Genomic DNA, 12,404 nt, shown 5'->3' with positions numbered 1-12,404 from the left:
CTCACTCCTGTGCAAGCGTCTGATTGGCGCTATGTCTGAGCTGGCCAGTATCTGCTCCCTCCCCTACGTGTAGTAGGGGAGGGCTGGGGTGGGGTGAAGCAAGCTCGCGGTGAGCTCAAGCACGTCTGCAAGCTCGTACAACCCCACCCCGACCCTCCCCTGCAAGCAGGGGAGGGAGTAGATCGCTTTCATTCATGACACACTCCTGTCAACAAAGGGAGTGAAAGCCATGAAATCAACCATCTTTTGGATCATCAGCCTGTTCGTGCCGGCCTTCGCCGCGCATGCGCAAGCCAGCCTTGATTGCAATACCGCCAAGCTTGCTGATCCCGCCAACGCTACCTACACGATTGAAGGCGATGCCATCACGCTGGTCAACGGCGTGCGTTCGCAGCCGGCTGCGCCTGGCTCGCAAACGATGCACGAAACCAGGCTGATCCCCGGCGCCCAGGCTTGCGGCAACTTCGACAGTGAGCCGGTGGTGGTGAGCTTGCTCAGCGACGATCCGGGCGGCAGCGGTACCTATATCTATGTGGCGGCCGTGCCGCGGAACGGTCACAGCTATCCGGCCGCGCTGATCGGCGATCGCATCGTGCCGAAAAGCGTCGTGGTCGAAAAGGGCCAGATTGTGGTGACGTACCTGGGGCGTGCCAACCATACGCCGATGGCTGCGCCGCCTTCTGAAAAGTTGGTGCGGCGGTTCGGCTTGCAGCATGGGCATTTGCTGGATCAGCCGTAGCCAGGGATGCACCCTGGCCTCCATTCATTCACGGCAGGCGTAATGCCGCAGCCTCAAGCGAATCGGCTTCGGACACTCGCATCCCCACGATCCTGGTCCCTGGCCTCTCCATCGACGCCGCCCTGGCTATTTCTTCATCACTCTGGTCCGTCGTCGCCAGCACCGTTACCGTACTCAATGCACCGCGCGCGTCCCGCACTACGAAACTCAGGGTTCGCTTCGCCCCCTCCGGCTGCTTCACCAGCGAACCCGCGTAGTGCGACAAACAGTTGCGCAAGCCGATGCTATCCACATCGCAAAAGGCCATGTTCGCATGCGCCGGACATCGATCGGCATACTGCTGCGAGGCAAGGCACACCGCATGGACGTCTTGCGGTTCCAGCAGGGGCTGTGCAATGGCTACCGGCGGCGGGCGCGATAGTGGCGCGGGTGAGATGACGGTGGAGTAGATGGAGCCGGAGATACGCGAAACATCCCGCATTGTCTGCGCACCGGCCAGGGCGGGCAGGGCGAGCAGAAGCAAGGCGGTAACACGCATGCAGGTGTACATGGCCATCCCCTGAACACACCGAACGCATCATTGCTTGCATAAGCTAGTTCGCTTGCGCCTAGGATTGCGTATCCACCATCACAAAAATGCATGCGTAGCTCATATGTTGGAGCATGTAGCGCAAATGCCGACGCCGCGTGATGAATGACGACGCTGCCGACGGCCACGTGACGGCGTGAAATCAAGCAAAAGGGCGCGCTCTTGAACTGTGATGAGGTTCGCGCTTTATGGCATTGACCCCCTGTGATTGTCGATTGGCTTACTCACGACGGTTTCTGGCCGGTAGTATCGCCGCTAAACTGAACCAACCTCCCTGTGCATACCCTTGCGTGGCGCTGAACACAGTGCGCCCTGCGATGGCGATTGTCTGCATACAGCCAGTTTTCGAATTTCACCATACAAAATGGCAGGTATCGCCATACCCCGGCAGACACAAAAGTGGGTGGAGGCATCCATGCATGAAGCATGGCTTGTGACGTGTAGATCAAGAAAAGCGCGCTTTGTGCGGGATGCATGAAGCCGGGAAGCGGGTGACGCGTGCGGGTTGTAATAGCGGATGACCACGAAGTGGTGCGCATTGGTTTGCGCACTATCCTGGATCACAGCGGCGAAGATTACGAGGTGGTCGGGCAGGCGGACGGCGGCGCCGAGCTGCTGGAAGTACTGGCGCACACGGCGTGTGACGTGGTCATTCTCGATTTTCTGATGCCCGACGAGCAGCAGGGCGCCGTCGCCCTCGACGGAGTCGCGCTGTTGCACGAAATGCGCAGGCGTCACCCCAGGCTACCGATCGTGGTGCTGACGACGCTGCGCAACTCGGCGATCTTGCGCAGCATGTACCAGGAAGGCGCGGACGCGGTGGTGGAGAAGACGCACGTCGTGCATGAGTTGCTGCTTGCCCTGCGCACCGTGCGCAACGGGCGCACTTACGTCAGCAAGCATCTCGGCGAGCAGCTGGCCGGCGAGTACACGGCACGCGCACAGGTCGATGGCGCCAAAGCAGGCCCGCAGCTTTCCAAGCGCGAAGTGGAAGTCATCCGCATGTTTGCACAGGGGCGCAGCATTACCGAAATCGCCACCCTCACGCATCGCAGCGTGAAGACCGTAAGCCGGCAGAAGCGCAGTGCCATGGAGAAACTGGGGCTGAGCAGCGATGGGCAACTGTTCGAATATTCGCGGACGCACGGCTTGGTGGGGTAGCGATTGGCGTCATGCGAGAAGGGGGGGAAGCCAGCTTGCTCGATCCCCCCGCAGACAGCGCATGTTCCGTACACACTGCCATCACATTTGTGCAGGTCGCCATCACGTAATCTTGACGAAGAATGAGATTCCTCTTATTTCATTCGATCTAATTGCCGCCTATGCTTCAGGCTAGCCCATAAGGGGCACACCTACTCCCCCGATCCGCAAGCGTTCTTCACGGAATGCTCGCGCGGTAGTGGAGCGAGTGCAGGGGCGGCATTCCGTTCACGGACAGGACTTGTTCCTTTCGTCATGCGATGCCATGGATGTTCAAGGGGGCTTCTTTCATGCTTGGTGTAAACGTTTGCGTAGCGCAGCCTGCCTCCGTCAGGCAGGCGAACGCCTGCCACACCCGCCATAAACCTCCATTGATCCTGCGGTGATGAAGCGCGGCGAATCGGCCGTGCTTCCTTTTTTGTTCAACGACAGCGTGCGTGCTCGCGCCGGTCGCAGCCATCGATCTTTGAATGGGAACACTGCATGGAACCGCTGGAAGTGGTGGAACGCAAATATCCGTTGCCTGGCCTCGCCGTCATCCGCCGCCTGCTGGAAACCTGCGCTCTGGAGGCGATTTCCCTGCAGGAAGGTGGACTGACCGGCGCCTTCGGCAGTTACCGGCACGCTGATGCAGGCTTTTGCAGCTTCGTTTCGGATTTCGCGCTGCATGGGCGTTTCGTAGTGCCGCACGGTCATTTTCTGGCTTGCTATCTGCACGACCCGGCACCGGAAAGCTGGTGTGCCGGGATGTCGTTGGCGCAAGACACAATGCTGTTGGCACTGCCTGACAGCACCTGCACATTGATGCTGGGGCGAGGATCGCGCGTCAGCATGGTGTTGGCGCCCCTGCAGGGCGCGGTGAAGCGCAGCATCGACGCGCATGCCGAAGCCTTCGGCCTGTCCGGCAGGCAGTTTGCGCTGTTCAGGCCCGAATGCCACGCCGGCATGCCGCTGCGCACCTTGTACGGGATGCTGTACCAGGGACTGGCGGAAGGAAATAGTCACCAACTGTTGCGATTGCTGGAAAACGGTGCGATGGATTTTCTGGCCGATGAACGCGCGGTCAGGGCACTGTCCGGCGGAAGCGGGTCGTTCTTGCCGTATTGCGCCAACTATCGCGCGTCCTACCCGGCTTTCCGCAAGGCCGTGCAATTCATGCGCGACCACCTGCAGCGCGACATCTACATGGAAGAAGTGGCCGCCGCCGCGCAGATCAGCGACCGTAGCCTGCGCATGAGTTTCGATGATCTGCTGGGTGTATCGCCCACGCGCTATCTCACGCTGCTTCGATTGCACGAAGCGAGCCGCCAGCTTTCCATGCGCCGCACCAAACGTCTGTCGGTGAAGTCAGTGGCGATGAATTGCGGGATCTGGAATCTGTCGCGCTTTGCGGCCAATTACCGGCGGGCGTTTGATGAGCATCCAAGCGATACCCTGATGCGGGCCTGCAGTTTTGCTTCCTGATGGTTGCGCCTGAAACTTTGATACTCCCGGCGTAAGGGAGGAAGCAACTTGTGGCAAGCGTCGAAATGTGCGCTAAGGGAAAGCGTCGTGGCACTTGCCATGGGCAAGGCCAGGCCACTGGGCCGAATTATTGAACTTGAAGCCATTCGGTGACCGGCGTCGTTCGTGACGTGCGTCTCGTTTTGCCATATTTATATGATAAATGCCAAATATGGCTATATCTGATGCCAATTTTGTGCATCGTTTGCCGCTTCCATCCGTTTCAATGACCCGACAGTCATCGGCATGACGCCAACGACTGCCACAGGGATATGAAGCCGGGGGCGATCATGAACGATAACTGCGACAGTGCAGGCGGGTGCAGCTTGCCAGCGGCATCCATGCGTGCATCCGGCGGCGCCGATTCGCGCTTGCTCCGCTTTCTCAACGCCATTGCGCCGAATGTCCGGGCAGCGTGCCTCACCGCACTCGACTTTATCCCGTACTGATTTCTTTGCCCGTTTTTCCCCATGCCAGGACGGCATGTGTCCGCGAATCGACGTGGACGGCAGGCGATCGAGTCCACCCCCCGAGACGATGCCTCAGGATCTGTTGCCTGCCGGGAAATCCCATCCAGTGCGCGCGTAGCCCGCATCAAAGATGGATGCCCTACTTCCAGCGTCCGTGAAACCGGATTTCGGAGACAGCGATGAACAAGATTTACAGCAAGGTCTGGAATGCTTCGTTGAGGCAGTTCGTGGTGGCATCTGAGCTGGCAACATCGCATGGCGGTGGCATAGTCGGCCAACGCGGCCATGGCGCACTTCCTGCGCGGCGCTGCCTCAGCCTGTGCGTGCTGACGGTATTGATGGCGATGGGAGGATGGAGCGAGCGGGCCGACGCACAAACGTTGAATTGCGCTGCAGCGCCCTACAATTTGTATAGCGGCAGTACGACGTGCGTGGGTTATACGTCCCAGGCCACGGGAGGGGGCGCCACTGCACTTGGTTATGCCGCCAACAGCACGGGAACGAATGCCACGGCTCTTGGCTATCAAGCCATTGCCTCCAATACCAATGCCGTTTATGTGGGTGCGCGTAGTGCACCGGGCACCGGGGCGACAGCGCAGTCGGCGATTGCCATTGGTACGGATGTCGCCTCTACCGGCAATGCTGACATCAGCATTGGCGTAGATTCCGTCTCCAGCGGCAACTCGTCGACTGCTGTCGGTCCAGTGGCGAAGGCCATTGGGGACAACAGCGTTGCAATGGGTACGACTGCCAACGCTGCAGCGACGGGTTCTGTCGCCGTGGGCAGCGGCACCATAGGTTCGGCGTACAACGGTGTAGCCGTGGGTGCGGGAGCCACCGCTGGCGGCGTCAACTCCATTTACCTGGGCGCGCGTACCGCGCCGGGCACTGGATCGACGGGGATATCGTCCATTGCCATCGGCACTGACATTACCTCCAACGCCGACTATGCCACGGCCATTGGCTTCCAGACGGTGGGGAGCGGAGCTGCAGCTGTATCGGTAGGTTATATAGCCAATAGCTCTGGTACGCATGCCATCGCTATCGGCTTTCAGTCCATTGCCAACAACCTCAACACGGTGTATCTGGGCGCACGTACCGTCGCTGGCACAGGTGCTACCGCGGCGGGTGCGGTAGGTGTTGGCACGGACGTGACGGCCTCGGGTGCGTCTTCGCTGGCGGCGGGTACGGTGGCTTCCGCCACGGCAACGAATGCCGTGGCATTGGGTGCGGGAGCTGCTGCAAGCGGCGCGACTGCGCTTGCCATGATGAATGGCTCCAATGCGAGTGGCGCAGGGGCAATCGCCGTCGGCGGCACAGCCATTTCAAGTGGACAGAACGCAGTAGCGGTTGGTAACAGTTCGCAAGCGCTGGCGGCTTCCACCGTGGCCCTCGGCGACAGCAATACGGTCGCAGCGGCAGCGGGTACAGGTTCCTTTGCGGGTGGCTATCAGTCCAAGGTGCTCGGCGGTACCGGCGCGGTGGCGATCGGCCAGCAACAAACCGCCAATGGGAACGGTGCGGTAGCGATTGGCGATCCCAATTCCGCCATCGGCAATGGCGCCGTAGCAACAGGTGCCAATGACACGGCCAACGGTAACGGTGCTGTCGCCATCGGCAATACCAACAATGCCACCGGTCAGGGTTCGGTAGCCCTGGGTAATTCGTCCAACGCCACGGCAGCTAGTGCGCTGGCCCTTGGCGATACGGCCACGGCCAGCCAGACCAACGCGATCGCTTTGGGTGCCGGCGCAACGGCAAGTGTTCAAGCAGGCGACGTGGCGCTGGGTTCGGGTTCCACCACATCTACGGTGGCGAACACCACCACCGCCACGGTCAATGGCGTGACGTATTCGGGTTTTGCCGGCACCAATGCCACCAGCACGGTGAGCATCGGCGCAACCGGCACCCCGCGCACCCTCACCAATGTGGCGGCGGGTCGCATCAGCCAAACCAGCACGGATGCGATCAACGGTTCTGAGCTGTATAGCGTGGCGAACAGCTTGCAGTCGAACATCACCGCGAGCCAAACGCACGATTACAGCGTCAACAGCACGTCGTCGGGCACGGATACGAACTACAGTAATGCCGGCGCCACGGGTTCCAATGCGCTGGCTGCGGGCGTAAGCGCCGCTGCGGCAGGCGTGAATGCCACGGCGGTCGGCAATGGCGCCAGCGCATCGGGTACGGATGCCACCGCGATCGGCAACGGTTCACAAGCGCTGGCCACTTCGACGGTTGCCATTGGTGATACGAACTCGGTCGCGGCGGGCGCAGGCGTCGGTTCGATCGCCGGTGGTTACAAATCGCATGTGCTGGGCGGTACCGGCGCGGTGGCGCTGGGTGCCAACCAAACGGCGAACGGTAACGGCGCGGTAGCGATCGGTGATCCGAATACGGTTACCGGCAATGGCGCAGTGGCCGTGGGTGCAAACAATACGGCCAACGGCCAGGGCGCGGTGGCGCTGGGCAACACCAACAATGCCACCGGGCAGGGGGCTGTCGCACTCGGCAATGCATCCAGCGCCACGGCAGCCAGTGCACTGGCCTTTGGCGACACAGCCACGGCCAGCCAGGCGCAATCGATCGCACTGGGGGCGGGAGCAACGGCGGCTGTGCAAGCAGGCGATGTAGCGCTGGGTTCGGGTTCCACCACGTCGACGGTAGTCAACACCGCCACCGCCACGGTCAATGGCGTGACGTATTCGGGTTTTGCCGGCACCAATGCGACGAGCACGGTAAGCGTTGGTGCCACTGGCGCCCCGCGCACCATTACCAACGTGGCGGCAGGCCGCATCAGTTCCAGCAGCACCGATGCCATCAACGGCTCCGAGCTGTATAGCGTGGCCAATACGCTGACGAACGACATCACGGCCGCCAGGACGCACGATTACAGCGTCAACAGCACGTCTACAGGTACCGACAGCAACTACAACAATGCCGGTGCAACCGGGGCGAACGCACTGGCGGCGGGTGTCAGTGCAGCGGCTGCGGGCAGCAGCGCCACAGCGGTAGGCAATGCGGCCAACGCTTCCGTCGCGAACGGCGTTGCAGTGGGCAATGGAGCCATCGCCAGTGTGAATGCGGGTGACGTGGCGCTGGGTTCGGGTGCCGTCACGGCTACGGTCGTAGCTACGCCGGGCACTACCATCAACAACAACAACTACACCTTTGCAGGTACGACACCCGGCAGCACAGTCAGCGTGGGCAGCGGCGGTGGCGAGCGCACGATCACCAATGTGGCTGCCGGGCGCATCGGCCAGAACAGCACGGATGCCATCAACGGCAGCGAACTGTACGCCACCAATAGCGCGATTACCTCGGTAGGCAGCCAAGTGACGAACCTTGGCAACAGCGTGGCCAACAGCCTGGGGGGTGGTAGCACCTACAACAGCAGCACTGGTGCGGTGACCACCAGCCTCAACTACGGCGGCAACACGTACGCCTCCGTGCAGAACGTGCTGAACCAGATCAACAATTCGGTCAACGGCGGCGGCGGCATCAAATATTTCCATGCCAATTCAGCGCTGGCCGATTCCTCCGCTACCGGCAGCAACAGCGTGGCGATCGGTCCGGTATCCACCGCGGGTACGGCGAATGCGGTTTCGATCGGCAATGGCGCTACGGCCAGCGCCAACACGGGCGATATCGCACTGGGCGCCGGTTCGGTGACGTCGACGGTGGTGACGACCGGTGGCATTACGCTCGATGGCACCAGCTACACCTTTGCCGGTGCGACACCCGCCAGCACAGTGAGTGTGGGTAGCGGGGGCAACGAGCGCACAATCACCAATGTGGCGGCGGGGCGCATCGGCCAGAACAGCACGGATGCGATCAACGGCTCTGAGTTGTATGCGACCAACCAGGCGGTGACCAGTCTCAACAATTCGCTGACTTCCGTGAACAGTGAGCTGACGCATTACTACAGCACCAACGATGGCGGTACGCAGCAGGCCAACTACAGCAACAACGGTGCGACCGGCAGCAACTCGTTGGCGGCTGGGGTGGCCGCATCCGCCTCTGCCAGCAACGCCTCGGCGCTTGGCGAAAACACCCAGGCCATGATCACCGACAGCGTGGCGCTGGGGTCGCAATCGGTCTCCAACCGTGCGCTGACGCCGGCCAGCGGTATCATCGGCGGCACGATTATTCCGTACAACACTGTAGATCACACTTTGCTTGGCGCGGTGTCAGTGGGCAGCGCAAGCACGTATCGCCAGATCACCAATGTGGCGGACGGCACGCAAGCGAACGATGCGGTGACCGTGCGCCAGCTGACTGGTGCACTGAGCTCGTTCGCAACCACCACCACCAAGTACTTCCATGCCAACTCCACTGCACCCGATTCGCTGGCGGTGGGCAGCGATTCGATTGCGGTCGGTCCGAGCACGGTGGTGAACGGCAACAATGGCGTGGGCATCGGCAACGGTGCACTGGTCCAGCAGAACGCACCAGGCGGCGTGGCGATAGGCGAGAACGCCACCACGAATCTGCAGGATTCGATCGCGATGGGTACCAACTCGACAGCCAGCGGCATCCAGGCGATTTCGATCGGTGCGGGTAGCTCCACCGTCAATCCGACCGATGTGGCTTTGGGCGCCGGCTCCAGCGCTGGCGCGCAGGCAGGTGACGTGGCGTTGGGTGCCAACTCGGTAACCTCTACCGTGGTGGCTACACCCAATACCACCATCAACGGCGTAACCTATGCTTTCGCCGGCACCAACCCAACCAGCACGGTGAGCGTGGGCAGTTCGACCAGCCCACGCACCATCACCAACGTGGCAGCGGGACGCATCAGTGGCGGCAGCACGGATGCGATCAACGGCTCCCAGCTGTATGCCACCAATCAGGCGGTGGCATCGCTCGGCACGGCCACCACCAACCTGGGCAACAGCGTCGCCAATTCGTTCGGTGGCAACAGCACCTACAACTCCACGACCGGCGCGGTGACTACCAGCCTGAGCTATGGCGGCAACACTTATAACTCCGTGCAGAGCGTGCTGAACCAGATCAGCGGCGCCACCAATGGTGGCGGCATCAAGTACTTCCACGCCAATTCCACGCTGCCCGATTCGCAGGCGGTCGGAACGGACAGCGTGGCGATCGGGCCGGTCTCCACCGCCAGCACCAGCAATGCGGTGTCGATCGGCAACGGCGCCAGTGCCGGTGCGAATGGGGGCGATGTGGCACTGGGTGCCGGGTCGACCACCTCGGCGGTGAAAAGCACCAGTAGCGTGACGGTGGGCGGTACGACCTATGCGGTGGCCGGTACGACGCCCGCCAGTACGGTAAGCGTGGGCAGCGCGGGCAACGAGCGCACCATCACCAACGTGGCGGCCGGGCAGGTCACCTCCAGCAGTACGGATGCGATCAATGGTTCGGAGCTGTATGCGACGAACCAGCAGGTGAGCGCGAACACAACGGCGATCAACAATCTCAATAGCACAGTCAGCAACATCAGCAGCGGCGGCATCAAGTATTACGTGGCCAACTCCACCGGCAATGCATCCTCCGCGACGGGTGCGGATGCGGTAGCGGCAGGGTCATCCGCCAATGCCTCGGGAAGCAATAGCGTGTCGATAGGCAACAACAGCAACGCTTCGGGCAACAACTCGGTGGCGCTGGGTGCCGGCTCTACCGATGGCGGACGTTCGAACGTGGTATCGGTGGGTTCGCCCACGGATCAGCGGCAGATCACCAACGTGGCCGCTGGTACGGCATCGACCGATGCGGTGAACGTGGCGCAATTGCAGTCGGCCCAGGCCGGCTCCGTGCAGTACGACAAGCACGCCGACGGCACGGTGAACTACAGCAGCATCAGCGTGGGCCAGGCTGGTGCCCCGGCGCAGATCCACAATGTGGCGTCCGGCACCGCAACGAGCGACGCGGCCAACGTGGGTCAGGTCAATGCCGGCGTCCAGACGGCGGAGAACTGGGCGCAGAACTACACCGACCGGAAATTCGCCGCCATCGATCACGATCTCAATGCGATCTCCACGCGTGCCAATGCCGGTGTCGCCGCGGGCATCGCGATGTCCAGCCTGGGCCAGGCCTATCAGCCGAACCTCAGTACGTTCGGCGTCGGCATAGGTTCCTATCACGGCGAAGCCGGCGTGGCGGTGGGCCTGTCCACCATCACCGAAAGCGGACGCTACATCTTCAAGCTGGCCGCTTCATCCAACACGCGCGGCGACGTGGGTGTGGGCGGCAGCGTCAACATGGTCTGGTGAGGGCAGGGAGGCGATGAACATGAAAACATCAAAGCAGATTTCAGCCGTCGCGGTGGCCTTGTTGGCATTGGGATTGAGCGCTTGCGGCAATGTCAGCCGCAACGTGGCCAAAGACGGTGCGAACGCGCAACAACTGGTGTGGCCGAATCCCAATGACGTCACGCCAATGCATCGCGGCGGTACGTTTCCGGAACTCGCTGCCTTGCGTCAAGTGCACGCCGGCTTGGACAAGCAGCAGATCTCGCAACTGATCGGCTGGCCGCATTTCGTCGAAGGCGTGTGGGGCGTGCGCGAGTGGAACTACGTGTTCAGCTTTCGCGAGGCGGATTCCGGCCAGGTGACGGTATGCCAGTTCAAGATCCTGTTCGACGAGGACAAGCTGGCCCGCAGCTTCTATTGGAAGCCGGAGGAGTGTTCGCGTTATATGAATCCGCCACCTCCGCCCCCTGTAGCAAAGTCGCCGAGGCAGGAGACGACACTATCAACGGATGCTTTGTTTGCGTTCGACCGCTACTCGCTTGAGGACATCACGAACGGTGGGCGCTCGCAGCTGAATGCCTTGGCTGCGAGCCTGCTGGAGCAGAAGGACCGCATCGCCCACATCGGCGTGCTGGGCTACACGGATCGGCTCGGCAGCGATGCGTACAACCAGATGTTGTCGCAGCGGCGTGCGCAGACGGTAGCCAAGTATCTCGCCGCCAAAGGCGTGCCAGATCTGCTGATCAGCGCAGAAGGGCGTGGCAAGGCCGACCCGGTAGTGCAGTGCGCGGATCAGAAGCGGAGCAAGCTGATTGACTGCCTGGCGCCGAACCGGCGCGTGGTGGTGCGGGTGGATTCGCGTAGTGATTGAGCCTGTGCGATCTGGCGTGGGGTGAAGCCCTTAACCTCGCAGCGAGTTCTGACATGGAGGCAAGCTCGTGCAACCCCACCCCAACCCTCCCCTGCGAAGCAGGGGAGGGAGCTGATCGCGCACGTGCGAGGTTGGATCGTCATTTTTCAAACAGCATTCTCGGGAGCTGAATAGTATGCGAGTCATGGTTTCACTTTCGCTCTTCGTCCTGGCCGCTGTTGCCGCCAGTGCATTCGCTCAATCTTCAGCGCCGGCCAACCAGCCCACGCCGCAGGAATACGCCCAGCGCAACCAGCAGCTCGAACAGGCGGCCTTGCAGGTGGCCGACCTGGTCGACAAGGGGCAGCAAGGGCAGGTATGGGATGGCGCTTCCGGCATGACCAAGCAGCTGGTTGCCCGCGATGCCTTCGTGAAAGGTGTCAGTGCCGATCGCAAGACGGTGGGAACGTTGATAACCCGCACGCCGGCCAATCTCTCCTTCAGCGAATCCGACGGCAAGAAGCTTCCCGCCGGCCTATTCGCCAACGTGGCGTTCGCCACGCGCTTCGCCAATGAAAAGCAGCCCGTGCGCGAGCTGATTTCGTTTCACCTGGATGGTGACAACGTGTGGCGAGTGACCGGCTACACGCTGCGGTAAGAGCTGGACGCGAGCTTCGCTCGCGTCACTCCACGCTAGCCCTCCCCTGTCAAGAAGGGGAGAGGATGGCACCGCGCAATGCACTGACCTGCTCCCTCCCCTGCTTGGCACTTGATTAGCGTCGAGTCTCAGTAGGTGAGCAGAGGTAGGGCGAGCATGGCGGCATCCCTCAAGCGGAGGTGCCGC

Annotated in this window: 7 protein-coding genes; 6 read left to right on the top strand and 1 reads right to left on the bottom strand. The window is 61.7% G+C overall.

Features of this window, described 5'->3' with window-relative positions; translation table 11 throughout:
* The first annotated feature begins 229 nt into the window (after nucleotides 1-229).
* Nucleotides 230-739, top strand: a complete 510-nt coding sequence (locus EKH80_RS16760) for a hypothetical protein (RefSeq protein WP_126685936.1) — start codon at nucleotides 230-232, stop codon at nucleotides 737-739.
* Nucleotides 740-767: 28 nt separating this feature from the next.
* On the opposite strand, the gene EKH80_RS16755 is transcribed toward EKH80_RS16760, so the two are convergent.
* Complete coding sequence (locus EKH80_RS16755; protein WP_126685935.1) at nucleotides 768-1,289, bottom strand: hypothetical protein; 522 nt, start codon at nucleotides 1,287-1,289, stop codon at nucleotides 768-770.
* A gap of 537 nt (nucleotides 1,290-1,826) precedes the next feature.
* On the opposite strand from EKH80_RS16755, the gene EKH80_RS16750 reads away from it, so the two are divergent.
* The 5 genes from EKH80_RS16750 (at nucleotide 1,827) to EKH80_RS16730 (ending at nucleotide 12,218) form a co-directional block, all read left to right on the top strand.
* Nucleotides 1,827-2,489, top strand: a complete 663-nt coding sequence (locus EKH80_RS16750; RefSeq protein WP_126685934.1) for a response regulator — start codon at nucleotides 1,827-1,829, stop codon at nucleotides 2,487-2,489.
* Nucleotides 2,490-3,011: 522 nt separating this feature from the next.
* Nucleotides 3,012-3,992, top strand: coding sequence for a helix-turn-helix transcriptional regulator (locus EKH80_RS16745; protein ID WP_126685933.1), 981 nt, complete (start codon nucleotides 3,012-3,014; stop codon nucleotides 3,990-3,992).
* Between the two features lie 688 nt (nucleotides 3,993-4,680).
* Nucleotides 4,681-10,731 (top strand): ESPR-type extended signal peptide-containing protein, encoded by a 6,051-nt coding sequence (locus EKH80_RS16740; RefSeq protein ID WP_126685932.1) that lies wholly within the window; start codon nucleotides 4,681-4,683, stop codon nucleotides 10,729-10,731.
* A 19-nt stretch (nucleotides 10,732-10,750) separates the two neighbouring features.
* A complete protein-coding gene (locus tag EKH80_RS16735) occupies nucleotides 10,751-11,581 on the top strand; it encodes an OmpA family protein (protein ID WP_158628862.1) in 831 nt (276 codons plus the stop codon).
* A 184-nt stretch (nucleotides 11,582-11,765) separates the two neighbouring features.
* On the top strand, nucleotides 11,766-12,218 hold the full coding sequence (locus EKH80_RS16730) for a DUF4019 domain-containing protein (protein WP_158628861.1): 453 nt from the start codon (nucleotides 11,766-11,768) through the stop codon (nucleotides 12,216-12,218).
* Nucleotides 12,219-12,404 lie beyond the last annotated feature (186 nt).

Origin of the sequence: Dyella choica, from assembly GCF_003977665.1 — a bacterium.
GTDB lineage: Bacteria > Pseudomonadota > Gammaproteobacteria > Xanthomonadales > Rhodanobacteraceae > Dyella_B > Dyella_B choica.
This window is presented reverse-complemented; position numbering and strand designations above follow the sequence as displayed.